The organism is Pseudonocardia kujensis, from assembly GCF_021283305.1.
Classification (GTDB): Bacteria; Actinomycetota; Actinomycetes; order Mycobacteriales; family Pseudonocardiaceae; genus Pseudonocardia; species Pseudonocardia kujensis.
This window is the reverse complement of record NZ_JAJSOK010000015.1, coordinates 22231-47366: the sequence shown is the minus strand read 5'-3', so window position 1 is coordinate 47366 and position 25136 is coordinate 22231. Positions and strand designations below refer to the sequence as shown.

Sequence of the window (25136 nt, the reverse complement as noted above, 5' to 3'; positions counted from 1 at the left end):
ACGGCTCCTCTCTGCCCTCCGTGAGGGCGTCAGGCGGGGTACTGGTGCTCGTTCAGCAGCCGGGCCAGGTGCGCCGCGTTCGCGGCGAGGGTGGCGGTCGTGGCCACCACGGGTTCGGGAGTGTCGTCGAGGTCCTTGTAGTCCGTGCCGGACATCGCCTCGCCGTTCCAGTAGACGGACCCCTGCGCCGGCACCGTGAAGCCGGTGTCGTTGAGCGCCTGGAACAGGTCGGCGGCGATCTTGTGGGCGCCGTCCTCGTTGCCGACGACGGCGGCCACCGCGACCTTGCCGAACATCAGCGGCCGGCCCTCGTCGTCGGTCTCGGAGATCTCGGCGTCGAGGCGCTCCAGCACGCGCTGGGCGATGCTGCTCGGGTGGCCGACCCAGGTCGGGGTGGCGAACACGAGGATGTCCGCGTCGAGGATCCGCGTCCGCAGCGCCGGCCACTCGTCGCCGTCGCCCATGTCCGGCTGCACACCGGGGCGCACGTCGTGGTCGATCACGCGGACCGAGTCGCCCACGACGTCGTGCTGCTTGAGGGCGGCCAGCACCTCGTCGACCATCGTCTGGGTGCTCGACCCCGTCGGCGACGGGTTCAGCGTGCAGTTCAGGGCCAGTGCGGTGAGCATGGCGGTCCTCCCGTTCGCCGGACGACGGTCGCGGGGGCGATACCCCTCCGCGGTGGCGGCAAACGACGCGACCGGGCGGCACGCCGCGTCCGGGGGTTACGTCGAGCGGTACGGGCGTGCCAACATGGGCGTATCTCGGAGACGCAGCGTTCAAGCGCGCAGCGCGCGATCTCCTCCTCCGGGGAGGCTCACCGCCGATGCAGGACAGGGCCATGGTCGAGATCGAGCTCGAGGACCGCCCGCACCTGGGCTATCTCGTCGCGCACCTCAGCGGCGAGGTCGATCTCGCGAGCCTCGGGTGCTTCCGCAGCGCCCTGCACCGGCTCGCCGAGGCGGACCGGGCGGTCGTCGTCGTGGAACTCGACGGCTTGCAGCACCTGTGCGCCGGCGGGGTGCGCGAGCTGCTGCGGCTGCGCGAGGATCTCGAGGTCCGGGGCGGCGGCCTGCACCTGGTCTGCGACGAGAACCGCCCGGCACGCATGATCCTGCGGGCGCTGGGGATCCCGGCGGGCGCGGCCGTCCCGGGCCCGCCCGCACCCCTCTGCGCCGGATCACGCGCCCGCCCGCCGACCTGACCCGGTAGCGGCCGGGCGCGCGCCGGTTGGACCGCCCGGGCGCCGGGAAGCCGGGAAGTATGCACCCGCTCCCCGTGTCGTCGCACCACCGAACGCGGTGCCCCCGTTGAGGCTGCCGTCGCCGCGCCTCGCCGGCCGCTGGTCCACCGGGATCGCCCTGGCACTGCTCGGCCTGGCACCCTTCGTGCTGCTCTCCACCGCGCCGTTCCTGTTCACGGCGGTGCAGGCGCACGAGCTCGGCACCGACCGCGCGGGGCTGCAGCTCGGCCAGGGCCTGGCCAACGCCTCCTACGCGTTCAGCGTGGTCGTCGCCGCCGACCTCGTCCGGCGCGTCGACCCGCGCAGGATCTACCTCTGCTGCACCCTGCTCATCGCGGCCGGGGCCGGGGTGGCGGCCGCGGCCGGGTCCAACGGCGTGCTGATCGCCGGCCGTGTGCTGCTGGGGCTGGGCAGCGGGATGCTGCTGGTGGTGGCGCTGCCGCCGGCCGTGACCGGACACGGGCCGCGGCGGATCCCGGTCACCGTCGCGCTGATCAACCTGGGGCTCTTCGGTGGATCGGTGCTCGGCACGTCGATCGGTGGGTTCGCCGCCACGCCCGGCGCGTGGCGCTGGGTGCACGCCGGCGCCGCCGCGATCGGGCTCGCCGGGTTCGTCGTGGGGCTGCTCGGTTTCGAGCGCGGCGAGGCCGAGGCGCCGCGGATGGGGTTCGACCCGTCCGGGATCCCGCTGGCCGCCGCCGCGACCTTCCTGCCGTTCGTCGGCGTCAGCGTGCTCGTCGGGCAGCCGCCGACCTCCCTCGGCTTCCTGGTGCCGACGGTCGTCGGGCTCGCCGCCCTCCTGCTGCTCGTGGTGCGCGAGTACCGCAAGGAGCATCCGCTGATGCCGGCCCGGCTCCTCGCCCACACGCTGCCCATCACCGGCGTCGGCGCCGCGATGGTCACCGGGGCCGGGTTCACCGCCTTCACCGAGCTGGCGGTCCTGCGGCTCCAGCAGGTCGAGGGGCACCCGCCGGTTGTCGTCGGCGCGACGATGGCCACCGAGGTGGCGGGGATGATCGTGGCGATCCTGCTGATCGTGCGCGTGCTGCCGACCCGCTGGCTGCCCGTCCTGGTGCTCGGCGGCCTGGTGACGGTGTGCGCGGCGGGAGGCGTGCTGCTGACCGGCGGCGGGCTCGCGCGGGCCGCGGTCGCGGGGTTCCTGCTCGGCCTGGGTGCCGGCACCGGCGTCGGGCCGGGGTTGTTCCTCGGCGCGCTCAGCGTGCCCGCGCCCCGGCTCGGGCCGGCGTTCGCGCTGGTCCAGCTGCTGCGGTCCGAGGCGGCGTTCCTCGCGGCACCGGTGGTGATGAAGCTGGCGATGTCCGAGGGCCCCGGCGCGATCGAGCGGACGATCCTGCTCGGCGTGGTGGTCACCGGCGTCGGCGCCGTCGTGCTGACCGGCGTGCTGCTGCTCGGCGGCTCCGGTCCGCAGAAGCCCGACCTGCGGCGCTGGACGGAGGGCGAGGGCACCGCGTTCCGCTCCCCGCCGGTCGCGGCGGTGCTGCGGGAGTGACGGGGTGGTGGGAGGGACGGGGCCTCAGGAGGGACGCGACCTCAGGAGGGACGCGGCCTCGGGAGGGACGGGGCGTCGGGGGCGAGGGCGCTGCGGGAGTGACGGGGCGGCGGTGACGGCGCGGCCGACGTGATGCCGTGGCGGTGCGGGGGCGCGTCCTCGCGCGGCGTGCGGCGTGTGGCGCCGGTGTCATCGGGTACGCCGGACCCGGACCGCCGCGACAGGACGAGGGAGGCCCTTCCGTGCAGGACCCCGGCCGTGAGGACCGCGAGGACCGCGACACCCGTACCGCGACCGCGGAGGACGACGACCGCGCGCGCGAGCAGCAGGTCGACGAGCTGGCCGAGCAGCTGAACGTGGCGAACAACTGCTCGCCGCCCCGCCCGGGCGACCCGGAGTACTGATCCCGGGGATGGAGGTGCCGGTCGTCCCCGAGGTCGTCGTGGTGGGCCAGCTGGCCCGGGACCTGGTCCTGGTGGTCGACGCCCTGCCGGACCCCGGGGCCGCCGCCGACGTCCGGGAACGCCGCGAGATGCTCGGTGGCAAGGGCGCCAACTGCGCGGTCGGCGTGGCGCAGCTGGGCGCGACGGTGGCGCTGGTCGCGGTGGCCGGCGACGACCCCGCCGCGGACCTGGTGCTCGATCGGGCCCGCCAGGACGGCCTCGACGTGTCCCGGGTCGTACGGCGGCATGGCGCCGCGACGGGCCTGGTGGTCGACGTGCTCGAGCGCGACGGGAGCTGGCGCTACCTGCAGGACCTGGACGAGCCGGTGCTCGTCACCCCCGAGGACGTCGACGCGGCCGCCGCGGAGCTGCGCACGGCCCGCGCGGTCGTCCTGCAGGGCCAGCAGCCGGCGTCGGCCCTGCTCACCGCCGCCCGGCACGCCCACGCCGGCGGCGCCCGCCTCCTGCTCGACGGGGTGCCCGGCGAAGACGGCCGCGACGCGCTGCTCGGGCAGGTCGACGTCCTGCGCGCCGACCCCGCCGAGGCCGCCCAGCTGGTCGGCCGCGAGATCGACGGACCGCGCGCCGCGATCGAGGCCGGCCGCACCATGGTCGATGACGGGCTCGGCATGGTCGTGCTCGGCGTCGAACGCGGCGAGCCCGGCAACGTGGCGGTCTGGTCGGACGGCGACGCCTTCCTCCCGCTCGAGGACGGTCCCCGTCGTCGACACGACCGGCGGAGGCGACGCACTCACCGCCGGTCTCACGGTCGCACTGCTGCGCGACCCGTCCGCCGACCCCGCCACCGCGCTGCGGGTGGCCGCGGCCGCCGCGGCGGACACGGTCGGTCACCCTGGCGGCCGCCCCAGCCTCTCCCCCGCCGTCCTCGGACGCGGCGAGACGCAGCCCTGACCCGTCGAGCCCCATGGGTGATCGATCCGAGTGGAACAGGAGGGCTGTTCGAGGAACCCTCCCGTACCGCTGACAATGATCACAGCGGCGTGATCAGCGCGAGTGGGACAGGAGTGCTGTTCGAGGTACCGTCCTGTACCGCTCGCAGTGATCATGAGCTCGTCACCAGCGCGAGTGCCACAGGAGGACTGTTCGAGGAACCCTCCGGTGACGCTCGCAGTGATCATGACCGCAAGTCCATGATCAGCACGAGCGCCACGGAGGCGTCGGCCGAGAAACTCTCCCGTACCGCTCGTAGCGGTCATGAGCGCGATTCCATGATCGGCACGAGCGTCACAGGAGCGCGGTTCCAGGAATCCTCCGGTACCGCTGGCTCCGATCACGAACTCGTGATCAATGCGAGTTGGACAGGAGTGTCGGCCGAATCACCCTCCCGTACCGCTCGCAATGATCATGAGCGCGGGTCCATGATCGGCGCGAGTGGGACAGGAGTTTCGGCCGGAAACCCTCCCACGCCGCTCGTAGCGATCATGAGCGAGTCCATGATCAGCGCGAGTGTCATAGGAGAGTCCGTCGAGAGACTCTCCCGTACCGCTCGTAGCGATCGTGAGCGCGAGTCCATGATCGGCGCGAGTGTCACAGGAGCGTTGGTCACGGGACCCTCCCGCGCCGCTCGCTCCGATCATGAACTCATGATCAATGCGAGCATCACAGGACCGTTGGTCGAATCACTCTCCCGTATCGCTCGAAGGGATCATGAGCGCGAGTCCATGATCGGCACGAGCGTCACAGGAGCGCGGTTCCAGGAATCCTCCGGTACCGCTGGCTCCGATCACGAACTCATGATCAATGCGAGTTGGACAGGAGTGTCGGCCGAATCACCCTCTCGTACCACTCGCAATGATCATGAGCGCGAGTCCATGATCGGCGCGAGTGGGGCAGGAGCTTCGGCCGAAAGTCCTCCCGTACCGCTCGTAGCGAGCATGAGCGAGTCCATGATCAGCGCGAGTGTCATAGGAGAGTTGGTCGAGAGACTCTCCCGTATCGCTCGAAGGGATCACGAGCGCGAGTCCATGATCGGCGCGAGTGTCACAGGAGGGTTGGTCGAGAGACTCTCCCGTACCGCTCGCTCCGATTTTGAACTCATGATCAATGCGAGTGGGACAGGAGTGTCGGCCGAGAAACCCTCCCGTACCGCTCGCAATGATCATGAGCGCCGAGACCATGATCTACGCGAGTGTCACAGGAGCGTTGGTCACGGGACTCTCCCGTACCGCTCGCTCCGATCATGAACTGATGATCAGCACGAGAGTCGCAGGAGGGCTGTTCGAGGAACCTTTCCGTACCACTCGCAGTGATCATGGGCGCGAGACACTGGTCAGAGTCGCTGAGTCGGCGCGGCCACGGGCGCCGCTGGGCGGTCAGGCGTAGATGCGTTTGTGGGCGGCGCGGACCGCGCCGCGATAGAGGGGGCCGAGGCGGCCGGAGGCGGCGAGGGCGGCGCGGGCCGCGTTGGCACCCGCCCCACCGTGCACCGCCCCGCCCGGGTGCGCCGAGGAGCCCGCGAGGAACAGCCGGTCGACCGGGGTGTCCGCCCGCCCCAGCCCCGGGACGGGCCGGAACACCAGCTGCTGGTGCACCGCCGCGGTGCCACCGTTGATCGCGCCGTCGACCAGCCCCGGGTTGCGCCGCTGCAGGTCTGCGGGGCCGGCCACGCTGCGCGCGCGGATCAGGTCGCGGAAGCCCGGGGCGTTGCGCTCCACCGTGCGCTCGACGAGCTCGGCGTGCCGAAGCAGGTCGGTCTCGTCCCAGCCCAGCCCGCGGGGCACGTGCGTGTACGCCCAGGCGGACTCGGTGCCGGCCGGCGAGCGTGCGGGGTCGGCGGTGGTCATCTGCCCGAACAGCAGGAACGGCTCCTGCGGCACCCGCCCGGCGGCGAGGTCGGCGGCGTAGCCGCGCAGCCCGTCGAGGTCCGCGCCCAGGTGCACCGTGCCGGCCCGGCGCGCCCCCTCCGCCGTCCACGGCACCGGGCCGTCGAGCGCCCAGTCGAGCTTGACGGTCGCGGTGTCCCACTGGAACCGGTCGAGGTCGCGGACGAACCGTGGCGGCAGGTGTGCCTCCCCCACCAGGTCCCGGTACAGCACCGGGGCCGGGACGTCGGCGAGCACGGCGCGGCGGGCCGTGACCGGCGTGCCCTCGGCGTCGCGCACCCCGACCGCGCGGCCCGACCGCAGCAGGACCTCGCGGACGGGCCGGCCGCACTCGATCCGCCCGCCCCGCTCGCGCAGCCGGGCCACCAGCGCGTCGACGATCCGCCCGGCGCCGCCCTCGGGCCCCCGGACGCCGACGTCCTGGCCCAGCATGCACAGCAGCCAGCCGAAGACCGCGCTGCCCGCCGTGTCGGGCCCGAGGTCGGTGTGCAGGGCGTTGCCGGCGAGCAGCAGCTTCGCGCCCTCGCCCGCGAACCGCTCCTCGGCGAACCGGCGCACGGGCTGGACGACGGTCCGGGCGAACCGCAGCGCGTCGGCCGTGCCGAGGGCACGCAGCAGCCGGGGCGTGCCGCGGACCGGCGGGAACGGACGCAGCACCGTCTCGAGCAGCGGGTCGCGGATCCGTGCCCACTCCTCCGCCAGCACGCGCCAGGCCGCCCCGTCGCCCGGGGCGAACGCGTCGAGCGCACCGGCCGTCCTGTCGAGGTCGCGGGAGAGGACGGCGCACCGGTCGTCCGGCGTGACGTGGGCGACGACCTCGGGGGCGTGCCGCCAGCGCAGGCCGTACCGGTCGAGGCCGAGCTCCCGCAGGATCGGCGAGGCCGCGCCGAGCGGGTAGAAGGCGCTGAACAGGTCGCTGTGGAAGCCCGGCGCGGTGATCTCCGCGGTCCGCACAGCCCCGCCCGGGGCCTCCGCGGCCTCGAGGACGAGGACCTGCCAGCCGGCGTCGGCGAGCAGGTTCGCGGCCACCAGTCCGTTGTGCCCGGCCCCCACGACGACGGCGTCGACGGCCTCGGGCGCACCGGAGCCGCCGGGCACGCTCACGGCCGTTCCCGGACGACGGCGTCGAGGCGGGCCAGGGTCTCCTTGTTGCGCGGCACCAGCAGTGCCTGCTGTACGACCCCGGGGAGCAGCACGGCGGGGCCGGACTCGGCGTGCTCGTCCATCGCCAGTCGCGTGCCGCCCGGTTCCGGCCGCAGTGTGATCCGGATGCGGGCGGCACCCGTCGGCCAGGCGTGGCCCCTGAGCTCGAGCAACGACTCCGGTTCGCAGGCCACGACCTCGGTCCGGTCCTGGATCTGCAGGGGCCAGGCCCCGACGCTGTGGTGCAGCCGGGTGCCGACGGCCGGGAAGCCGTCGTCGACGGCCCGCATGTGGGTGGCCCCCACCACCCAGAGCGGATAGGTCCAGCCGTCGGCCAGGACCTGCCAGACCTTCGCCGGCTCCGCCGGCACGAACCGATCGACCTGCATCGCGCTTCCTCCGTGATCGTGCCCGTGATCGTGCCCGTGATCGTGATCGTGACCGTGATCTTGGTCCGGACCCGTGCTGAGGCCCGGGGCTCAGCGCCGGGCGAGCCCCACGGCCGTGCCGACGGCGGCCGCGATACCCAGCCCCGCCGCGAGCCGCCGCGCCCGCTCCCGGCCGGGCCCGTTCCAGCCGTCGTGCACCTGCCGCGGGCGGTCGGGCGGCTCGTACAGGGTGCCCGGGTCGTCGACGGGGCCGCCGCCGCGCGCCAGCACGTACCGGACCACCTCCGCGGCGAACATCCGCTCGGCGCTCTCCGGCCAGACCTTGTGCTGCAGCAGGAGCAGCCGGCCGAGCACGCCGCCGGCCACCGCCTCGCGGCGCGGCCTGCGGATCTGGTTCACGACGATCCGCGCGACCCGCTCCGGGCTGTACGTCGGCGCCGCCAGCCGCGGTCGCGCCCCGCTGCGGTTCGCGGCGTCGCGCCAGATCGGGGTGTCGATCGCCGCCGGGAGGACCGTGGCCACCCGCACCCCGTGCACCCCGGACGTCCGCAGCTCCTGGCGCAGGCTCACACCCAGCGCGCGGATCGCGAACTTCGCCATCGAGTAGGACGCCCCGTAGGGCAGCGCGACGATCCCGAGGATCGAGGCGACGCCGACGATCACGCCGCGGTCGCGCTCCACCATCCCGGGCAGGACCGCCCGGCAGCCGTGCACATAGCCCATGAGGTCGACGTCCAGCACCCGCCGGACCTCGTCGAGGGGCACGTCGAGGAACGCCCCGAACTCGATGACGCCGGCGCAGTTCACCCACGCGTCGATGCGGCCGAACCGGCCGGTCGCCTCCCGCACCACGCCCTCGACCGCCGCGAAGTCGGCGACGTCGGCCGGGGCGGGGACGAGCCCGTGGCCCTCGAGCTCGGCGAGGGCCCCGGCGTCACGGGCGACGCCCACGACGGTGGCCCCGCGCCGCAGCAGCTCGAGCGCGGTGGCCCGCCCGATGCCGCTCGACGCGCCGGTCACCACCACGACGCTCCCCGCGATCTCCACAGCGGGCAGCTACCCGCGGGGCCGCCGCGTCACACCTGCTCGCAGGGACACGACCGTGGGCGGGTGGGTGCCGGTCCTGGTCTCGGACCACAGCGGACGAACCCCGAGGTGCGCGGACGCCGGACGGCGAGCGCACGCCGCGGCCCGTCCGCCGTCCGGGACCGGAGCCACCGCGCCCGGGCCGGCTGCTCGGACGCAGCCCCGACTCCGCCGAGCAACGCCGCCAGGGTGTCCGCTCGGGCGCCCGGCTCCTGCTACCGCGCGGGCCCGTCCCGGCGTCGTCAGCGGTCCTTGTCCTCGTGCCTGCCCGCGCTGTCGGCCTCGTCCGCGCCGCCGCGGGGGAACGCGGCCCCCTGCGGCTCGTCCGGGGCGGTGTCGGGCTCGTCGCCGGGGGCGCCGGTGGTGGTCGCCTCCTTGAGGATCTGCTCGGTCATGGTGTCGTCGTGGTCGTCGCGTCCGGTCATGTCCGGGGCGTGCCCATCGGCGGCCCGTTCAATCCTCGGCCCGCCGCGGCGGCGGGACGGCGCCCCTCAGGACGAGACGATCTCCACGTCGGAGCGCGCCACCTGGACGTGGGCCCGTTGCCGCGACAGCAGCGCCGACGCCGCCGGGTCGCCGGGCAGCACCTGGCCGGCGAAGGTGTCGGGGTGCGCCACCATCCGCCCGGTGAGGGACACGCGGTCGCCGGCCGCGAGGGCGAGCGGCGCCTCGCCGGGCTGGGTCACCAGCTCGACCCACACCCGCTCGTCGGGCGCGGGCCCCAGCCAGAAGCCGTCGCCGGTGGGGACGGACTGGACGGCGACGCCCTCGGCGGTGACGGTGTCGCCGGCGAACCCGGAGAGGTCCCCGCCCGGGCCGGAGGCGCGCTCCAGCGGCAGCAGCGTCGCGCCGCCGGCGGAGAGCCCGCTCGCGGCGCCGGTGTCCGGGTCCGCGACCGTGCCGGCGCCGCCCAGGGGATCCCACCGCACGAAGGCGGCCACCGCGACCAGCGAGCAGACGGCGGAGATGATCGCCCAGAGCCACAGCGGGGCTCCGAGACGGGGGCGGGCACGGACCCGGGGCGGGGCCTGGACGAGGCCCTCCGGGTGCACGTCGGTCACGGCGACTCCTCGGCGGAGGGGACGGGAATGCGCTCGGTATTCCTCCGGTCACCGCTGGTCAAACTCGTGTCACCACATCGATGTGAGCCCGGTCACCGACGCCGCGCGCGGGCCGTCTCCCGGTCGTTGGCCTTCTCGATCTCCTTCACGAGCTCGTCCTTGTTCCTGCCGTCGGGATCGTCGATGCCGAGCTTCTGCGCGACCTCCACGAGGTGGCTCTTCTTCGCGTTGGCGTCGACGCCGCCGGCGGTGTCCCCGTCGTCGGACCGGGACTGCGGGGCGCTCTTCTCCGCCTGCTCGTCCGACGGGCCGGGCTCGTCCTTCGGCTCCCAGTGGTCGCCGACCTTCTCGTGGGTGTGCTTGAGCGCGGCGTAGGCGGCGCGGTGGGCGCGCTCGCCGTCGCCGTAGCTGTCCTCCGCGGACTCGAGCGTCTTCTTGTAGGTGCGCACGGCCTTGTCGTCGGAACGCGCGATCGTCGACGGCACGTCGTCGCGCATCTCCTCGGCCTGCTCGTGCTTCCCGGCCATCTCGGTCTCCTCCCCGGTCGGCTCCGGTCAGTTCTCGGCCGAGCCGGGCTCGGCCATCTTCTCGTGCGCCCCCGCCTTGAGCTTGTCCGGGAGCACGTCGTCGACCAGGCTCTGCGCCCGCGTCGACACCGACCCGGCGACGACCTTGTCCTTGCCGTCGAGCAGGGCGTCGATCCCCTGCCGGGCGACCTGCACCGGGTCGTCCTTGTCCGAGGCGCCGATCTTCGTGTCGTCCATCTCGGCGCGGTGGAAGAAGTTGGTCTCGGTGGGCCCGGGCATCAGCGAGGTCACCGTGACGCCGCTGTCGCGCGCCTCGAGCTCGGCCTGCACCGCCTGCGCGAAGGACTGCAGGAAGGACTTCGAGGCGTTGTAGACGGCCTGGTAGGTGCCGGGCATCTGAGACGCGATCGACGAGGTGACCAGCACCCGGCCCTGGTGCCGCGCCTCCATGTGCTGCAGCACGTGCTTGGCCAGGCGCACCGTCGAGGTGATGTTCACGTCGATGATGTCCTGCTCGGCCTCGATGTCGTTCTCCACGAACGGGCCGCCGAGGCCGACCCCGGCGTTGAGCGCGGCGACGACGAGCGGGCGGCCCGTGGTGCCGACGGCCGCCCACACCTCCTCGACGCCCTCACGGCGCCGCAGGTCGGCGTGCACGACCGTGACATCGGTGCCGTCGCCGGCCTCGCGGATCTTCCCCTCGGCGGTCTCGAGCGCCGCGTCCTCGGCGGTGACGACGAGGTCGTAGCCGCGGCGGGCCAGCTCGCGGGCGAGCTCGAGCCCGATACCGCTGGAGGCGCCGGTGACCAGGGCGAGTTCTCGGGTCGACATGCCCTCGACTACCCGTCCCGCCCCCCGTGAACCGTCCGCGACGAGGCAGCGGGTCGGCGGGCGGGTCCGGCGAAGGACCGTCAGCAGCGCTCCAACGCGGCGGGCTTGTGCACGGCCTCGCTGTCGCTCTTCTCGCTGCGCACGAGGTACTGCGGCTCGTCCTTCGACGCACGCACGGTGCGCCCGCCGGCCTCCGTGTCCTCGGTGATCTTCTTCAGGACCTCGCCCTCGGCCCAGCCGCCGTGGCTCTTCCAGCGGACCTTGTCGTCCTTCTCGAACTCGCTCATCGCGTCCTCCGTGTGCGTCCGTCCGGTCCACCGGGCGATACCCCGGGAGCCGCCCACCTCACACCGGACGCGGGGCACGGGCCTCACGGACGAGCCGGCGCGCCTCCCGGACCTCCGGCGGCGCGGGCGGGTCGGGCAGCAGGTCGGTGGCCCGGCGCAGGCCGCCGAGGAGCGCCGACGCCGCCAGGTCGGTCGTCGGCAGGCCGGGCAGCCCGTACATGCGGCGGGCCCAGCGCGGCAGGGTGGCCAGGGCCGCGGTCGCGGTGGCCGAGATCGCCGCCCGGGTCCAGGCGGGCGCCCCCGCGGGCGGCGCGAGCAACCCGCCCACGGCGGTCCGTGCCTCGTCGGTGACCCGCAACCGGGGCCGCATCCGCGCGAAGTACGCCGCGAGCTCCGCCCGCGAGGCGGGCACGACCGCCGGGTCGAGGCCGACGACCTCCGCGGCCCGGACGCTCTCGGCCACGTACGCGTCGGCCTCCGCCGCGGTGACGATCCCGGCGCGGCGGGCGACGTCGACGTAGGAGTCGATCTCGCCGCAGTGCACCCAGAGCAGTCCCTCGGGCGCGTCGATCGGGAACCGCCTGCCGCTCTCGGGGTCGGTGCCGCGCAGCTTGTGGTGCAGCCGCCTGACCCGGGCGCCGGCGGCCTCCACCTCGGCGAGCGAGCCGAAGGTCCGGGTGCCGACGAACTCCACGGTCCGCTGGAACCGCGGCCACGCCTTGGCCGGGTCGAACAGCGCACTGTTCTGGTAGGTCCCGCGCATCACCCACGGGTGCAGGGACTGCAGCAGCAGCGCCCGCATCCCCGCCACCCAGATGACGGGCTCCAGGTGCACCCGCCAGGTCACCGACGCCGGTCCGAACAGTCCGTGGTCCGCCGGTGCGGCGGCGTCGACGGTCATCGGTGACCTCCTCGGGCGCGGGGTGTGCGCCGAGTGTGCGCGCAAAGTACTCAGAAGGCGTACCGCACCCGCAGCCAGGGCGCGCGCCGCGCGACGAGGTCGGTGACGGCCTGCACACCCTCGCGCTTGGGCACGTTGCGGTAGCGGACGTTCCGCATCCCGCTCTGGCTGCCCATCGCGCAGCCGTTGGCCGTGGAGGGCGCGATGAAGTCCGACGAGCGCCCGTCGGGCCGCGCGGACAGCGACTTCTTCACGCCCGGCACGAGCGTCTCGGTCTTCACGCGGACCGAGCGGTCGACGTTGCCGGCGTTGCCGTGCAGCTCCGGGATCTGCCAGTGCGACGGCACCTCGATGATCTCCGCGCCCGGGAAGCGCTCCAGGACCTGCCGGCCGCGGGGGGAGTCCCGGGCCTCGGGCTCGGCGTAGATCGTGCGGACCTGCAGGAGCCGCTGCGCCGGCGTCGGGGCCCGGTGAGCGTGCCCGCCGGGGCGTCGGTCATCCCGTGCCGCCCCGGGCGGCCGCGACGGGCTCCTGCCCCGACCCGAGCTCGGCCTCCAGGCGGGCCGCGATCAGGTCGAGGGCAGCCTTCGCCGCGGCGCCGCAGATCTCGGCCGGCTCGCCCTCGAGGTCGAGCCGGAGCACCTCCTCGCCGCCGGGCTCGCCGGCGGCGGCCATGTAGACGGTGCCCGGCGGCTGGCCGTCCTGCGGGTCCGGGCCGCCGGAGCCGGTGAGCGCCACGGCGAGATCGGCGCCGAGCAGCGCGCGCACCCGGGCCGCCATGGTCCGGGCCGCCGGCTCGCTGACGACCGGGCCCTCCGGGACCTCCAGCAGGTCGTGCTTGACCTCGCTGGAGTAGGCCACGATCGAGCCACGGAACCACTGCGACGCGCCCTCGGCGCGGGCCAGGGCGGAGGCGACCATGCCTCCGGTCAGCGACTCGGCGACGGCCACGGTGCGGCCGGTCGCCGAGGCGCGCTCCGCGATCGTCGCGGCGATGTCGTCGTGGGTCGGTTCGTTCATGGGTGTCGTGCCTCGCGGATCGCTCGGGGACAGGTGCCAGGGCGGTCGTTCGACCTGCGGGGCCGATACCCCTCGCGGCGGCTACGAAACGGCGCCCGCCCGTGGCACGCTCGGCTCCCGGCTACGCAGCGGAGGTGGCACGTGGACCCCGAGCGCCCCGACTCGCCCACCGACCCCACCGACCCCGACGACCGGCACGACGTGCACGGCGGGACCCGGGGGAACAGCGAGGAGACCGACCCGGACGCCGAGTGGGACCTCCGGGAGCGGCGGGAGACCCCGACCGAGCGGCTGGACCGGAACTGGGCCGACCTGCTTCAGGAGCTGCGGGTCTCGCAGACGGGCGTGCAGCTGCTCACCGGGCTGCTGCTGACCGTCCCGTTCCAGAGCCGGTTCCCCGAGATCACCCCGCAGCAGCGGGTGGTCTACCTCGTGACCACCTCGCTGTCGGTGATCGCGACGGGCCTGCTCATCGCGCCCGTGATCCTCCACCGGGTGCTCTTCCGTCTGCACGCGCGGCGCCCGCTGGTGCGGGCGAGCCAGCGGTTCGCGATCGCCGGGCTCGCCACGCTCGGGCTCGCCGTCGTCGGGGTCGTCGAGCTGATCTTCGCCGTGGTCCTCGGCGGGGTGCCCGGCGTGATCGCGGCGTGCGTGGCGCTGGTGCTGCTCGGCGTGCTCTGGGTCCTGGTCCCCGCGGTGGTCCGGCGGCGGCTGAACGAGGGCTGAGCGGACGACGGGCGCGTGCCCGGTGCCACCGGGCGTTGCGATGGCCGCGGCGCGCGCCCGGCGCTAGCGTCGGGGTGGGCCGCGAAAGGGGGACGACGTGCCGGAGGGCGGGACCGCCGACGCACCTGTGCGGTGGGCGGAGCTGGCGCAGGCCTTCGACCTGGTCGAGCGCACCCTCGGGGTGCTCGGCGAGGAGCTGGGGGCCGTCGGTCCCCCGGGCGACGGCTCGGGCTCGGTCCGGGGCTCCGGTCCCGAGGCCCAGGAGAACCGCGCGGTCCGGCTCGCCGCGGCCCGGCTCGCCCGCGCCCGCGCCGTGGAGCTGCGCCGCCGCCACGCGGAGCTGGCCGAGCGGTTCGGCGCGCTGCACGCGCACGTGGCGCGGGTCCGCCGGGAGTCCGGCGCGCTGCTCCGGCACGGCACCGGGCCGGCTCCCGGCCCGGCGCCCGCCGCGGACCCCCCGGACCTGGTCGAGCTGCTCGAGGAGACCACCCGCACGCTGCTCACCGCGCCCGACGCCGACGGGGCCTGCGCCGCCGCCGTCGAGGCCGTCCGCCGTGCGGTGCCCGCGGCCCCGCACGTCGGCCTGCTGCTCGCCGGGGGCGGAGGCGGCGGAGGGGGCGACGGCGAGGAGGCCGTCCGCGCCGCGACGGACCGGGCGGCCGAGCTGGCCTGTGCGCTGCAGGTCCGGCTGGGCCAGGGCCCCGGACCCGACGCGCTCTGCGACGGCACCCCGGTCGTCGTCCCCGACCTCGGGGCCGCGGAGGCGGAGACGCGCTGGCCCGCCTTCGCGGGCCCGGCCACCCGGCTCGGGCTCCGCTCGGTGGCCGCGTTCCCGCTGGTGGCGAGCCCACGACAGCCCGCGGCCGCGCTGGTGCTCCTCGCGCCCGCGCCCGGCGCGTTCGGCGCCGCCGAGCTCGTCCGCGGCCGCCTGTGCGCGGCGCAGGCGGCGGTGGCCCTCGCCGGGGCGCTGCAGGCCGAGAACCTGGTCAGGGCGCTGGGCAGCCGCGACCTCATCGGGCAGGCGAAGGGCGTGCTCATGCACACCCACGGGATCGACGAGCGAGCCGCGTTCGAGTTGCTGCGGCGCGGCTCCCGCGACACCAACACCAAGCTCGTGGAGGTGGCCCGCCGCGTCGTCGCGGACGCCCCGGGGTGACGGCCACACGCAGGGTCCGGCGCCGGTGCCGGGCGGGCCCGCGGTCAGGTGGCCCGTCCGCCCAGCAACCGCTCCCGCATCAGCCGTGCCGTCTCCGCGGAGTGCTCGGCCCGCAGGGCGTACTCGGAGGGTTGCTCGGAGTCCGCACCCTGCTCGAGGAACCGGGCCAGCGCCGCGTGCTCCTCGAGCGCGGCGATCGCCGTCCACAGCTTCGCCTCCGCCGCCTCGCGCTGGGCGGCCTCGAGCGAGCGGGGGCTGTACTGGTGGCCCACGTGGCAGCGGAAGTAGCCGATGTGCGGCAGGTCGATCCGGGCCAGCCCGCCCCCGCACTCGGGGCACCCCATCCGGGTCGCCGCGCTCTCGTCCGGCCGGAGGTAGGCCGGGTCCCGGCTCGCGGCCATGCCGTCGTCCCCGCCCGGGCCGTCCGGTGTGTCCGTCATGCCGTCACCTCCCACGGGAAGCTCCTGCACCGTCGTCGCCAGCAGCCGGCCGAGCTCGGCGGCGGGCGCCGCCCGTGCGTCGGGAACGGCCGCCACCGCGGCCCGCGGCATCGAGTCGAAGAGGGCGTCCGCCGGGTCCTGCACCAGGACCCGGCCGCCGGCCCGGTCGACGAGGGCGGCGCCGACCGCGCCGTCGTCGAGGGCACCGGAGAGCACCGTCGCGACCACGCGGGGTCCCCGCGCCCGCACGGCCGAGGCGAACATCGCGTCGACCGCGGGGCGGTGCCGGTTCACCTTGGGTCCCGTGCTGAGCACCGCGGTGTCGCCGCCGCCGTCGCGGCGCACGAGCAGGTGCCGGTCCGGCGCGGCCACCAGGATCCGGCCCGCGCGCAGCGGCTCCCCGTCTGCGGCCTGGTCGGCCGGCAGCGGCCCGGCGCGGGCGAGGACCCGTCCCAGCGTGGTGCGCGGTCGGTCCCCGGTGTGGACGGTGACCAGGACCGCGGCGGGGAGGTCGGGTGGCAGTCCGGCGACCAGCTCGACGAGCGCCTCGACGCCCCCCGCGGAGGCACCGATCACGAGCAACGCGTCGCCGGCCATCCGCGCCGTCTTCCCGGTCCCGGCGGGTCCAACCGCACGGCGGACGGCTGATGCGGCCGGGAAGGGGTACCGTTCCGCCAGGCCCGGACGGCACCCGTCCGGTGCCCGTCCGTTGCCGACTCGAGAGGCGGTTCCCGTGCCGGACGTGTCCGCGGTCGGACCGTTCCCGGACGGACCGGCGGGCGGTGTGACCGTCCCGTGTGCCGGCGCCCCCGGGAAGACGCCCGCGCACGCCGCCGCCGTCACGGACCTCGTGGTGATCGGGGCCTCGGCCGGCGGGGTGGAGGCGCTGCGCGCCCTGGTCGCCGCGCTGCCCCTGGGTCTGCGGGCGGCGGTCGTCGTGGTCCTGCACATCCCCAGCGACGCGCCCAGCGCCCTCGCCGCGATCCTCGGCCGGGCCGGGCCGCTGCCCGCGGTGACCGCCCGGCACGGCATGCGGCTGGAACCGGGCCACATCTACGCCGCACCCGCGGACCACCACGTCCTCGTCGCCGACGGGCACCTGCACCTCTCCCGCGGGCCGCGGGAGAACGGGCACCGGCCGTCGATCGACCCGCTGTTCCGCTCCGCGGCCGTGGACTTCGGGCCGCACGCCATCGGGATCGTCCTGTCCGGCAACCGGGACGACGGCACCGCCGGCCTCGCCGTCCTGGCCCGGCACGGCGGGGCCGCCCTCGTCCAGGAGCCCGCGGAGGCGCTGTACACCGGGATGCCGCAGAGCGCCCTCGACCACGTGCCGGGGGCCCGTGCGCTGCCCGCGGCGAAGCTCGGGCCGGCCGTCGCCGAGCTCCTGCAGGACCCGCCCGGTGATCCCGCCGACCCGGACCCGGCCGACCCGGACCCTCCGGCACCCCCGAACCCTGCCGACCCGCTCGCCGCCGAGGAGGCCGATGTGGCCGACGGGGTGCCGAGCCCGATGCCCCAGCTCGAGCTGGGCGAGCCCTCCCCGCTGTCCTGCCCGGACTGCGACGGCGTGCTGTTCCTCCTCGACGGTGCACCCGCCCCCCGCTTTCGCTGCCGGGTGGGCCACGCCTGGTCCCCGGCCAGCCTCGCCGCGGAGCAGTCGGACGGCGTCGAGGTCGTGCTGTGGGCGGCGCTGCGGGCGCTGGAGGAGAAGGCGGCGCTGCAGCGCTGGCTCGCCGACACCGCCGAGGAGGCGAACCGCTCGCTCGCGGCGCGCTCGCACCGGCGCAAGGCCGACCGGACGGGTGCGGAGGCCGCGACGTTACGCCGGATGCTCACCCGCGACCTTCCGGAGGAATGAGCGGGTGGGGGGCCTGGATCGGCTAGGCTCCCGGCGCGTCCCACCAGGCGGCGCGCCTTTCGAGGGGAGCGGGAGTACGTCGTTGTCGCAGCCGGATCCGGCCTTCGAGGCCCTGCTCCAGCATCTGAAGGTCAACCGCGGCTTCGACTTCACCGGGTACAAGCGGTCGAGCCTGATCCGCCGGGTGGACCGGCGGATGTCGCAGGTCGGCGTCGCGGACTACGCGGAGTACCTGGACTTCCTCGAGCTGCACGCCGAGGAGTTCACCGCGCTGTTCAACACCATCCTGATCAACGTCACCGGGTTCTTCCGGGACGCCGAGGCCTGGGAGTACCTCCGCACCGACGTACTGCCGGCGCTGCTGGCCGCCAAGGGCCCCACCGAGCCGCTGCGGGTGTGGAGCGCCGGCTGCGCCTCCGGGGAGGAGGCCTACACGCTCGCGATCGTGCTGGCCGAGATGCTGGGCACCGCGGAGTTCCGCGACCGGGTGAAGATCTACGCCACGGACGTGGACGAGGAGGCGCTCACCCACGCCCGGCACGGGACCTACTCCGACCGGGAGGTCCGCGGCATCCCGCCGGAGCTGCTGGAGCGGTACTTCGAGCAGACCGGGGGCCGGTTCGCCTTCCGCAAGGACCTGCGTCGCTCGGTGATCTTCGGCCGCAACGACCTGGTCCAGGACGCCCCGATCTCCCGGATCGACCTGCTGGTCTGCCGCAACACCCTGATGTACTTCAACGCGGAGACCCAGGCCCGGATCCTCACCCGCTTCCACTTCGCGCTCTCCGAGCCCGGCGTGCTGTTCCTGGGCAAGGCCGAGATGCTGCTCAGCCACGGCGCGCTGTTCGTGCCGATCGACCTCAAACGGCGCACGTTCCGCAAGGCGCCCCGGGCCGTGCCGCAGAACGGCACCCTGTTCGCCGACGCCCCGCCCGCGATCAGCCGGGCCCCGCTCACCGGCATCGACGTCCTGCGCAACGAGGCCGTGCTCGCCGCCCCGCTGGCCCAGGTCGTGCTCACCGACGACGGTGTGATCGCCGTGGTCAACCGGCAGGCCGAGGTGCTGTTCGGCGTCTCGACGCGGGACGTCGGCCGGCCCTTCCGCGACCTGGAGCTCTCCTACCGGCCGCTGGAGCTGCGCCGGCACATCGAGAAGGCGCAGAGCGAGCGCCGCACGGTCCGGGTCACCGACGTCACCTATCACCGCGGGCCCGAGACGGTGCACCTGGAGGTGCAGGTCAGCCCGCTCGTCGGGTCGGGCACCGACGTGCTGGGCGTGAGCGTCGCCTTCCACGACGTCACCGACTTCCGCCGGCTGCAGGACGAGCTCGAGCAGGCCAACCGCCAGCTCGAGACGGCCTACGAGGAGCTCCAGTCCACCAACGAGGAGCTCGAGACCACCAACGAGGAGCTCCAGTCCACGGTCGAGGAGCTCGAGACCACCAACGAGGAGCTCCAGTCGACCAACGAGGAGCTCGAGACCATGAACGAGGAGCTCCAGTCGACCAACGACGAGCTCCAGACCATCAACGACGAGCTGCAGGACCGTACCGGTGAGCTGGACCGGACCAACGAGTTCCTCGAGACGATACTGACCAGCCTGCGCGCCGGCGTGGTCGTCGTCGGCGCCGAGCTGCACGTGCAGGTCTGGAACCACCAGGCCGAGGAGCTGTGGGGGCTGCGCCGCGACGAGGCCGTCGGCCAGCACTTCCTCAACCTCGACATCGGACTGCCGCTGGACCTCGTGCGGCCGGTCGTGCGCAGCACGCTGGCCGGCGAGGACGGGCCGCAGGAGATCACCCTGCCGGCGATCAACCGCCGCGGCCGCAGCATCGACGTCCGGGTCATCGCCAGCCCCCTGCGGGGCGATGGCGACTCCGTGGTCGGCGCGATCCTGACGATGGAGGAGTCGGCGACTAGCGGGCGTCGACGCGGCGGGGGGGGGCGGACGTGGACGAGGCCGAGGCCGAGTTCGTGGCCGCGGTCGAGCGCCGCCGTGCGGAGATCGACGAGCGGCTCGAGCAGCTGCGGGCGCGCCGGCGCGAGCTCGCGGCGCGCGGACGGCGCGGCTCCACGGCGGCGGACGTGGAATCCGCGGAGGAGCGGGCGCGCGCCGCCCGCCGGCACGCGGCGACCGCGCACCAGCGGGCCGCCCACCGGCACCTGCTCTCCGCGGCGAGCCACGAGGACGCCGCCGTGACCCTGGCGGCGGCCGGCGAGCTCGACGCCGCCGAGCGCCACCGCCGGGCCGCCGTCGAGGCCCGGGCAGCGGCGGAGCGGGCCCTGGCGGAGGCCGCAGCGGACCAGGAGCAGGGTGGGTCCGCGGGCGGCGCAGCCGGGCAGGACTGATCCGGGAGCACCGCCGAGGCGCGGGTGGGGTCGTCAGCCTCTGCGCAGCAACGCCCAGACGGTCTTGCCCACGGCGTGGCGGCTCGTGCCCCAGCCGTCGGAGAGCTCGGCGACCACGTGCAGGCCCTGCCCGGTGGCGGTGTCCGGGTCGGGCACGCCGGCCCCCTCGTCCCGCACGCCGACGCGCAGGCCCGCGTCGTCGAGCGTGAGCAGCAGTGTGCGGCTCCCGCCGCCGTGCACGACGGCGTTGGCAACCAGCTCGTCCGCGAGCAGCTCGGCGCGGGCGGGGATCCCCCCGGCCAGCTCCCACTCCTGGCACGCGTCGCGCACCAGAATCCGGGCGAACCGCACCGCGACAACGGTGTCGGGGAGCCCGGTGCGCCGGCGTACCCGCGCCGGACGGGTCCCGAGCAGGGTCAGCGCCCGGTCACGGTCCTCGGCGAGGCCCACTTCGCGGAGGATCCCGCTGCGCCGCAGCGCGGAGGAGAGCAGCCCCGGCGGCCCGACGAGCACCAGCCGGGCGGCCGGCCACCCGCCGGCCCCGGAGAGGGTGCTGCTGAAGAACGCGAGCAGCGACGGCACGACCGGCTCGAGGTCCTGCACGTCGACCAGCAGGGAACCCCGGTCCAGGAGCAGCTTGCGCACCGCCGTCTCCGCCTGGGGGGCCGTGCGCACGGTCAGGGGGCCGGCGAGGACGAGGACCGGGACCGGCCCGTCCTCGAGGCGGCACGTCAGGTCGTTCCGGAGCAAACCCGCTCCCCGTGGTCGTGGTGGAACTCCGGACGGGCCCCGTCGGGACCCGTGGGCGCTCCGGGTACCCGGACCTCACCGGATGATGCCCCCTCTTCGCATTCTCGCCGCGTCGGCTCCGTGCGGGCTCAGGCGGGCCCGTCGTCGACGAGCGCCCAGACGGACTTGCCGCTGCCCAGTGGGGTCACGCCCCAGGCCCGGCTCAGCTCCGCGACCGCGCGCAGCCCGAGCCCGTCCGACTCGGCGGTCAGGACCGGACGGGCGGACGACCCGTCCCGCACCGAGACCCAGAGCCCGCGCCGGGAGTGCGCCAGGCTCAGCTCCCCCGGCCCGAGGGTGTGTTGCACCGCGTTGCTGACCAGCTCGTTCGCGACGATCGCGGCCCGGTCGACGGCGTCGGCGGGGATCTCCCAGTCCTCGCACGCCGACCGCAGCAGCAGGCGGGCGAAGGGCGCCGCCTCCGGTCCCTGCGGGAGGTCCGTGGTGCGCCGTACCCGGGCGGGACGCCGGTCCAGGAGGGTGAGGGCCTCGGCGAGGTCGCCGGCCACGGGCACCTCGCGGTGCCGCCCCGCCTGCCACATGGCCTCGGCGACGCGCCCCCGCCCGAACAACACCATCCGCGAGGCCGGCCACCCACCCGTTGCCGCCAGGGCGGTCGGGAAGGACGCCAGCACCGCGGTCGACGCCAGGTCCAGCCCGGTGACGTCGACCAGCAGCCTGCCGCGGTCGAGGAGCTCCTTGCGCAGCGCCCGGTCGAGCTGCGGTGCCGTACGGGTGCCGAGGACCCCCGCGAAGGCCAGCACGCGCACCCCGGCCGCGTCGCTCACCGCCACGGCCAGTCCCGCGTCCGCCCCTGCTGCCTCGTTCGGCATGGCTGTCCTCCGTCACGGTGTCGCGCGGGGTGTGACCGCCACCTTTCCCGCCCCGGCGCCCGCCCGCAACGTCCGAGCGGGCGGTGGGTGGCCGCGCACCGTTCGCCGAGCACGGCCCGGCGGCCCGTTTGTCCTCGGACCACCCGGGTAGGCGAGCCCGTGCCCACGACCACACTCACCCTGCCGGGGCGCGCCCGCGCCGACGCGCGAGACGGTCCGCACGGCTACGACGACCTCGAGCCCGTCCTGCGCGAACACGCCGGCGCCGGTCCCGAGGACCCCGAGCACGAGACGCGCCGGGACTACCTCATCACCCAGTTCCTCCCGCTGGTGCGCAACCTCGCCAAGCGGTACGCCACGTCCGCCGCGGTCGAGGACCTGGAGCAGGCCGGCGTCGTCGGGCTCATCCGGGCCATCGACAACTACGACCCGGACGTCACGGCCGGCGGGCCGCTGGCCTACCTCGTCCCGAGCATCCGCGGCTCCATGCTCCGCCACCTGCGCGACCACACCTGGGCGCTGCGGGTGCCGCGCGCGATCAAGGACCTGACGGTCGCCGTCAACCGCGCCTCGATCGACCTCACCCAGCGCCTCGGCCGCGCCCCGCGGCCCAGTGAGATCGCCGCCGAGCTCGACCGGTCGCTCGACGACGTCGTCGAGGCCCTCGACGCCCTGGCCGGGCACCGCGCGGACAGCCTCGACGAACCCGAGTCCGAGACGGGGTTCACCCCCGCCGACCGGCTCGGCGCCGCCGACGCCGGTCTGGACCTCGTCGACCTCAGCGGCGACCTGCGCAGGCTGATCGCCGAGCTGCCCGAGCGCGAGCGCACGATCCTGCTGCTGCGCTTCTACGGCGAGCACACCCAGACCCAGATCGCCGAGAAGGTCGGCATCTCGCAGATGCACGTCTCCCGGCTGCTGGCGCGCACGCTGGCGCACCTGCGCGCCCAGCTCAGCGGTTGAGCGGACCTCGCTCCGCAGCTCCGGCGGGCGGGCGACGCCCGGGCGTGATCGCGACGCCCGGACGCCGCCGGCGTCGCGCCTCAGCCCGCCTCGCGGCCGCTGAGCCGGTCCCGGAGCCGGTCGACGAGGCCCACGCCCGGACCTGCCATCTTGTGGAACAGCTCCGAGTTGGGCGCGTCGGGGTGCGGGCGGGTCGGCGCGATCTTCTTGGCCGCCTGGACCTTGCGCCGCAGCTCCAGCAGCGTCTCCTTGGACATCCGCTCCCGCATCCGCGGGAACTGCTCGGTCTCCTCCTCCTGCGCGTGGTGGCGCAGCGCGCGGGCCATGTCGCCCACGAGGGTGTCGAACTGCGGGTCGTCGCCGTCGACGCCCTCGAGGTCCTTCATGATCCGCTCGAGCTTGTTGTGCTCCTCCTTGTCGTGCTCGACGGTGTCGCCGCCGTGGTCGAGGGCCTCGGTCATCGCCGGGTAGACGTACATCTCCTCGGCGACCGAGTGCCGCACCACCTCGGCGATGGCGGTGTCCGCCATGTCCCGGCGCTCCTGGGCCACCCGCGTCGCGGGGATGCGTTCCAGCAGCTCGAGCACCTGGTGGTGGTCGTCGGTCAGCTCGTCGACGACGTCGGTCGCCGGCACGTCGTCACGCGCGACGGTCTCGGTCATGGCTGTCTCCTCGTGGTGGTGGACCGCATCGGTCGCGCGGCTACCCCCGCGGGTCCGCGTCAACCCACGAACGACACCGGTTTGCGACCGTCGGAGCCGGGCATCCGCGGCCCGGCCGGACGAATCGCCGAGCCGGCCCGCCGCGGCGCACCGCGCCGCGCGTCCTCGTCGCCCGCGCGCGGCGCCACCGAAGCCCTGAGGAGCCCCCATGTTCCTGCACCGTCAGGAGTTGCAGTTCAAGGCCACCCCCGAGAAGCCCGACGCCGTCTACGCCCGCAAGCTGCAGGAGGTCCTGGGCGGGCAGTACGGCGAGATCACGGTGGCGATGCAGTACATGTTCCAGGGCTGGAACATGCACACCCCCGGCAAGTACCGCGACCTGGTCTTCGGCATCGCGTCCGAGGAGATCGGGCACGTCGAGATGCTCGCCACGATGATCGCCCAGCTGCTGGAGAAGGCACCGCTGGGCATCACCTCCGACGCCGTCCAGGACGACCCGACCGTCGCCGCGATCATCGGCGGCACCGACGTCCAGCACGGCATCGTCGCGGGCGCCGGCGCCCGCCCGGTGGACAGCATGGGCAACCCCTGGCAGGGCAGCTACGTCACCGCCAGCGGCAACCTGCTCGCGGACTTCACCTCCAACGCCAACGCCGAGATGCAGGGCCGGCTGCAGGTCGCCCGGCTCTACCACATGACCGACGACCCCGGCGTGCGCGACCTGCTGTCCTTCCTGCTCGCCCGCGACACCATGCACCAGAACATGTGGCTCGCCGCGGCCGAGGAGCTCAAGGAGTCCGGCGCGGAGAAGATGCCCGTGCCCAGCAACTTCCCGCAGAGCAAGGAGGCCACCGAGTTCTCCTACCAGTACCTCAACTTCTCCGACGGTGCGCGGGCCGGCGAGGGCCGCTGGGCCGCGGGCCCGAGCCCGGACGGCAACGGCGAGTTCACCTACCACGAGGGGCCGACGTCCTCGGTGCCGATGCCGCCGCCCACCCACCCGGACAGCCGCTTCTACGGCACCACCGAGCTGCCCAACACGATGGAGAAGGCCGCAGGTCTGGCCCAGGACAAGCTCAACAAGGAGTGAGCCCCGGCCGGACGGAGCCGGTGTGGTGAGACGGGCCCGGCCGCGGGAACCTGTGGGCCGCCCGGCTCATCCGGCGACGTCGGTCGGGACGTCGTCGAGCAGCTCGGCCCGCAGCCGCCGCAGGGTGCGGGAGAGCAGCCGCGACACGTGCATCTGTGAGATGCCGATCCGCTCCGCGATCTGCGTCTGGGTCATCTCGCCGAAGAAGCGGAGCAGCAGGATCGTGCGTTCCCGCTCGGGCAGCCGGTCCAGCAGCGGGCGCAACGCGTGCCGGTACTCGACGAGGTCGAGTGCGCGGTCGAGCTCGCCGAGGCGGTTGCCGATCGGGTTGTCGGCGTCGTCCTCGCCCAGCACGGCGTCGAGCGACCCCGAGTGCTGGTTCGCCTCGGCGTCGAGTGCCTCGATCACCTCGTCGACCGGCACGTCGAGGTGCGCGGCCAGCTCCGAGGGCCGCGGCGCGCGCCCCAGCTGCTGCGACATCGGGCCGGTCACCTGGCGGATCGCCACCGTGAGGTCTTTGAGCCGGCGCGGCACCCGCATCGTCCAGGTCCGGTCCCGGAAATAGCGCAGGATCTCCCCGCGCACGCACGGCACCAGGTAGCCGAGGAACTCACCGCGGGCCAGCTCCGGGTCCCAGCGGTCGAGCGCGCTGAGCAGCCCGACCGTCCCCACCTGGACCAGGTCCTCGAGCCCACCCGGGTAGCCACGCGCGTGCCGCGCGGCGAGGTTCCGCACGACGGGCAGGAAGCCCAGCGCCAGCTCCTCGCGCAGCCGCGTGCGCTCCGGATGGTCGGCGGGCAACGAGGCGTACCGCTCCAGCGCCGGCATGAGCCCGACGTACTCGCTCGCGGTCGCCTGTCCCTCGGGCTCGGCGATCGCCTCGGGGGTCACGGGCGCGGTCCGGGTCGGGGCACGGGTGCGGGGCGCACGGTGGTGGGGCGCACGGGGGATCCCTCCGCCGATCGTTCCGACGAGGGCGGTCT

At 74.7% G+C, this 25136-nt stretch carries 28 protein-coding genes and 1 pseudogene; 12 read left to right on the top strand and 17 right to left on the bottom strand.

Annotated features, from left to right (window positions below):
- Nucleotides 1–29 precede the first annotated feature (29 nt).
- Nucleotides 30–629, bottom strand: coding sequence for a flavodoxin family protein (locus tag LWC35_RS13235; RefSeq protein WP_232870396.1), 600 nt, complete (start codon nucleotides 627–629; stop codon nucleotides 30–32).
- A 212-nt stretch (nucleotides 630–841) separates the two neighbouring features.
- Here LWC35_RS13235 and LWC35_RS13230 point away from each other — a divergent pair, with 212 nt between their 5' ends.
- The 5 genes and pseudogenes from LWC35_RS13230 to LWC35_RS39200 all read left to right on the top strand — a co-directional run bounded on the left by LWC35_RS13230 (nucleotide 842) and on the right by LWC35_RS39200 (nucleotide 4108).
- Entirely contained in the window at nucleotides 842–1204 is a 363-nt protein-coding gene (locus LWC35_RS13230; protein ID WP_232870395.1) for an STAS domain-containing protein, read from the top strand.
- A gap of 106 nt (nucleotides 1205–1310) precedes the next feature.
- Complete coding sequence (locus tag LWC35_RS13225) at nucleotides 1311–2753, top strand: MFS transporter (RefSeq protein ID WP_232870394.1); 1443 nt, start codon at nucleotides 1311–1313, stop codon at nucleotides 2751–2753.
- Nucleotides 2754–2995: 242 nt separating this feature from the next.
- Nucleotides 2996–3157, top strand: coding sequence for a hypothetical protein (locus tag LWC35_RS13220; RefSeq protein ID WP_232870393.1), 162 nt, complete (start codon nucleotides 2996–2998; stop codon nucleotides 3155–3157).
- 8 nt (nucleotides 3158–3165) lie between these two features.
- Nucleotides 3166–3801 (top strand): annotated as a pseudogene (locus tag LWC35_RS39205) (PfkB family carbohydrate kinase); the annotation flags it as partial.
- Nucleotides 3802–3811: 10 nt separating this feature from the next.
- Nucleotides 3812–4108: a PfkB family carbohydrate kinase gene (locus tag LWC35_RS39200; protein ID WP_269804080.1), complete on the top strand. Its 297-nt coding sequence runs from the start codon at nucleotides 3812–3814 to the stop codon at nucleotides 4106–4108.
- Between the two features lie 1421 nt (nucleotides 4109–5529).
- On the opposite strand, the gene LWC35_RS13210 is transcribed toward LWC35_RS39200, so the two are convergent.
- The 11 genes from LWC35_RS13210 to LWC35_RS13160 form a co-directional block, all read right to left on the bottom strand.
- Complete coding sequence (locus tag LWC35_RS13210; protein ID WP_232870391.1) at nucleotides 5530–7143, bottom strand: phytoene desaturase family protein; 1614 nt, start codon at nucleotides 7141–7143, stop codon at nucleotides 5530–5532.
- Nucleotides 7140–7571 (bottom strand): SRPBCC family protein, encoded by a 432-nt coding sequence (locus tag LWC35_RS13205; RefSeq protein WP_232870390.1) that lies wholly within the window; start codon nucleotides 7569–7571, stop codon nucleotides 7140–7142. The genes LWC35_RS13210 and LWC35_RS13205 overlap by 4 nt, the downstream gene beginning before the upstream one ends.
- A 90-nt stretch (nucleotides 7572–7661) precedes the next feature.
- Nucleotides 7662–8618: an SDR family NAD(P)-dependent oxidoreductase gene (locus LWC35_RS13200; protein ID WP_232870389.1), complete on the bottom strand. Its 957-nt coding sequence runs from the start codon at nucleotides 8616–8618 to the stop codon at nucleotides 7662–7664.
- 281 nt (nucleotides 8619–8899) lie between these two features.
- Nucleotides 8900–9082, bottom strand: coding sequence for a hypothetical protein (locus LWC35_RS13195; RefSeq protein WP_232870388.1), 183 nt, complete (start codon nucleotides 9080–9082; stop codon nucleotides 8900–8902).
- A gap of 66 nt (nucleotides 9083–9148) precedes the next feature.
- On the bottom strand, nucleotides 9149–9718 hold the full coding sequence (locus LWC35_RS13190; RefSeq protein WP_232870387.1) for a DUF4131 domain-containing protein: 570 nt from the start codon (nucleotides 9716–9718) through the stop codon (nucleotides 9149–9151).
- Nucleotides 9719–9810: 92 nt separating this feature from the next.
- Complete coding sequence (locus LWC35_RS13185; RefSeq protein ID WP_232870386.1) at nucleotides 9811–10245, bottom strand: ChaB family protein; 435 nt, start codon at nucleotides 10243–10245, stop codon at nucleotides 9811–9813.
- Between the two features lie 27 nt (nucleotides 10246–10272).
- Nucleotides 10273–11076, bottom strand: coding sequence for an SDR family NAD(P)-dependent oxidoreductase (locus LWC35_RS13180; protein WP_232870385.1), 804 nt, complete (start codon nucleotides 11074–11076; stop codon nucleotides 10273–10275).
- A gap of 80 nt (nucleotides 11077–11156) precedes the next feature.
- The gene (locus tag LWC35_RS13175; RefSeq protein ID WP_232870384.1) at nucleotides 11157–11363 is read right to left on the bottom strand and encodes a hypervirulence associated TUDOR domain-containing protein; all 207 of its coding nucleotides are present in this window, start codon (nucleotides 11361–11363) and stop codon (nucleotides 11157–11159) included.
- Nucleotides 11364–11421: 58 nt separating this feature from the next.
- Nucleotides 11422–12264, bottom strand: a complete 843-nt coding sequence (locus LWC35_RS13170; RefSeq protein WP_232870383.1) for an oxygenase MpaB family protein — start codon at nucleotides 12262–12264, stop codon at nucleotides 11422–11424.
- 50 nt (nucleotides 12265–12314) lie between these two features.
- Complete coding sequence (locus LWC35_RS13165) at nucleotides 12315–12692, bottom strand: spore photoproduct lyase family protein (RefSeq protein WP_372463041.1); 378 nt, start codon at nucleotides 12690–12692, stop codon at nucleotides 12315–12317.
- Nucleotides 12693–12759: 67 nt separating this feature from the next.
- Nucleotides 12760–13284, bottom strand: a complete 525-nt coding sequence (locus LWC35_RS13160; RefSeq protein ID WP_232870381.1) for a CinA family protein — start codon at nucleotides 13282–13284, stop codon at nucleotides 12760–12762.
- A gap of 141 nt (nucleotides 13285–13425) precedes the next feature.
- Here LWC35_RS13160 and LWC35_RS13155 point away from each other — a divergent pair, with 141 nt between their 5' ends.
- Both LWC35_RS13155 and LWC35_RS40250 read left to right on the top strand, forming a co-directional pair.
- Entirely contained in the window at nucleotides 13426–14010 is a 585-nt protein-coding gene (locus LWC35_RS13155) for a DUF6328 family protein (RefSeq protein WP_232870380.1), read from the top strand.
- A 97-nt stretch (nucleotides 14011–14107) separates the two neighbouring features.
- Nucleotides 14108–15166: an ANTAR domain-containing protein gene (locus LWC35_RS40250; protein WP_232870379.1), complete on the top strand. Its 1059-nt coding sequence runs from the start codon at nucleotides 14108–14110 to the stop codon at nucleotides 15164–15166.
- 44 nt (nucleotides 15167–15210) lie between these two features.
- On the opposite strand, the gene LWC35_RS13145 is transcribed toward LWC35_RS40250, so the two are convergent.
- Nucleotides 15211–16203 carry a chemotaxis protein CheB gene (locus LWC35_RS13145; protein ID WP_232870378.1) on the bottom strand — a complete coding sequence of 331 codons (993 nt, stop codon included), beginning with the start codon at nucleotides 16201–16203 and terminating at the stop codon, nucleotides 15211–15213.
- A gap of 145 nt (nucleotides 16204–16348) precedes the next feature.
- Between LWC35_RS13145 and LWC35_RS13140 the strand changes: the two genes are divergently transcribed.
- From LWC35_RS13140 to LWC35_RS13130, 3 genes are all read left to right on the top strand, one after another.
- Nucleotides 16349–17467, top strand: coding sequence for a chemotaxis protein CheB (locus tag LWC35_RS13140; RefSeq protein ID WP_232870377.1), 1119 nt, complete (start codon nucleotides 16349–16351; stop codon nucleotides 17465–17467).
- An 82-nt stretch (nucleotides 17468–17549) separates the two neighbouring features.
- The gene (locus tag LWC35_RS13135) at nucleotides 17550–19667 is read left to right on the top strand and encodes a CheR family methyltransferase (RefSeq protein WP_232870376.1); all 2118 of its coding nucleotides are present in this window, start codon (nucleotides 17550–17552) and stop codon (nucleotides 19665–19667) included.
- A complete protein-coding gene (locus LWC35_RS13130; protein WP_232870375.1) occupies nucleotides 19664–19816 on the top strand; it encodes a hypothetical protein in 153 nt (50 codons plus the stop codon). Before LWC35_RS13135 ends, LWC35_RS13130 begins: the two co-directional genes overlap by 4 nt.
- Before the next feature lie 33 nt (nucleotides 19817–19849).
- On the opposite strand, the gene LWC35_RS13125 is transcribed toward LWC35_RS13130, so the two are convergent.
- Together LWC35_RS13125 and LWC35_RS13120 are read right to left on the bottom strand one after the other, a co-directional pair.
- On the bottom strand, nucleotides 19850–20566 hold the full coding sequence (locus LWC35_RS13125; protein WP_232870374.1) for an ATP-binding protein: 717 nt from the start codon (nucleotides 20564–20566) through the stop codon (nucleotides 19850–19852).
- A gap of 128 nt (nucleotides 20567–20694) precedes the next feature.
- Nucleotides 20695–21438: an ATP-binding protein gene (locus LWC35_RS13120; RefSeq protein ID WP_232870373.1), complete on the bottom strand. Its 744-nt coding sequence runs from the start codon at nucleotides 21436–21438 to the stop codon at nucleotides 20695–20697.
- Nucleotides 21439–21597: 159 nt separating this feature from the next.
- On the opposite strand from LWC35_RS13120, the gene LWC35_RS13115 reads away from it, so the two are divergent.
- Nucleotides 21598–22401: a sigma-70 family RNA polymerase sigma factor gene (locus tag LWC35_RS13115; protein WP_232870372.1), complete on the top strand. Its 804-nt coding sequence runs from the start codon at nucleotides 21598–21600 to the stop codon at nucleotides 22399–22401.
- An 80-nt stretch (nucleotides 22402–22481) separates the two neighbouring features.
- Here the strand turns inward: LWC35_RS13115 and LWC35_RS13110 are convergent, their stop codons facing one another.
- Nucleotides 22482–23063: a hemerythrin domain-containing protein gene (locus LWC35_RS13110; protein ID WP_232870371.1), complete on the bottom strand. Its 582-nt coding sequence runs from the start codon at nucleotides 23061–23063 to the stop codon at nucleotides 22482–22484.
- Between the two features lie 208 nt (nucleotides 23064–23271).
- On the opposite strand from LWC35_RS13110, the gene LWC35_RS13105 reads away from it, so the two are divergent.
- On the top strand, nucleotides 23272–24153 hold the full coding sequence (locus LWC35_RS13105; RefSeq protein ID WP_232870370.1) for a manganese catalase: 882 nt from the start codon (nucleotides 23272–23274) through the stop codon (nucleotides 24151–24153).
- Between the two features lie 66 nt (nucleotides 24154–24219).
- Here the strand turns inward: LWC35_RS13105 and LWC35_RS13100 are convergent, their stop codons facing one another.
- A complete protein-coding gene (locus LWC35_RS13100) occupies nucleotides 24220–25044 on the bottom strand; it encodes a SigB/SigF/SigG family RNA polymerase sigma factor (protein ID WP_232870369.1) in 825 nt (274 codons plus the stop codon).
- Between the last annotated feature and the right edge of the window lie 92 nt (nucleotides 25045–25136).

Excerpts from the sequence above, each read along its gene's own strand:
- LWC35_RS13105 (WP_232870370.1), top strand. The coding sequence starts at position 23,272 with ATGTTCCTGCACCGTCAGGAGTTGCAGTTCAAGGCCACCCCCGAGAAG.
- LWC35_RS13205 (WP_232870390.1), bottom strand. The coding sequence starts at position 7,571 with ATGCAGGTCGATCGGTTCGTGCCGGCGGAGCCGGCGAAGGTCTGGCAG.
- LWC35_RS13145 (WP_232870378.1), bottom strand. The coding sequence starts at position 16,203 with ATGGCCGGCGACGCGTTGCTCGTGATCGGTGCCTCCGCGGGGGGCGTC.
- LWC35_RS13195 (WP_232870388.1), bottom strand. The coding sequence starts at position 9,082 with ATGACCGGACGCGACGACCACGACGACACCATGACCGAGCAGATCCTC.
- LWC35_RS13120 (WP_232870373.1), bottom strand. The coding sequence starts at position 21,438 with ATGCCGAACGAGGCAGCAGGGGCGGACGCGGGACTGGCCGTGGCGGTG.
- LWC35_RS13180 (WP_232870385.1), bottom strand. The coding sequence starts at position 11,076 with ATGTCGACCCGAGAACTCGCCCTGGTCACCGGCGCCTCCAGCGGTATC.
- LWC35_RS39200 (WP_269804080.1), top strand. The coding sequence starts at position 3,812 with ATGACGGGCTCGGCATGGTCGTGCTCGGCGTCGAACGCGGCGAGCCCG.
- LWC35_RS13185 (WP_232870386.1), bottom strand. The coding sequence starts at position 10,245 with ATGGCCGGGAAGCACGAGCAGGCCGAGGAGATGCGCGACGACGTGCCG.
- LWC35_RS13230 (WP_232870395.1), top strand. The coding sequence starts at position 842 with ATGGTCGAGATCGAGCTCGAGGACCGCCCGCACCTGGGCTATCTCGTC.
- LWC35_RS13235 (WP_232870396.1), bottom strand. The coding sequence starts at position 629 with ATGCTCACCGCACTGGCCCTGAACTGCACGCTGAACCCGTCGCCGACG.
- LWC35_RS13175 (WP_232870384.1), bottom strand. The coding sequence starts at position 11,363 with ATGAGCGAGTTCGAGAAGGACGACAAGGTCCGCTGGAAGAGCCACGGC.
- LWC35_RS13170 (WP_232870383.1), bottom strand. The coding sequence starts at position 12,264 with ATGACCGTCGACGCCGCCGCACCGGCGGACCACGGACTGTTCGGACCG.
- LWC35_RS13110 (WP_232870371.1), bottom strand. The coding sequence starts at position 23,063 with ATGACCGAGACCGTCGCGCGTGACGACGTGCCGGCGACCGACGTCGTC.
- LWC35_RS13160 (WP_232870381.1), bottom strand. The coding sequence starts at position 13,284 with ATGAACGAACCGACCCACGACGACATCGCCGCGACGATCGCGGAGCGC.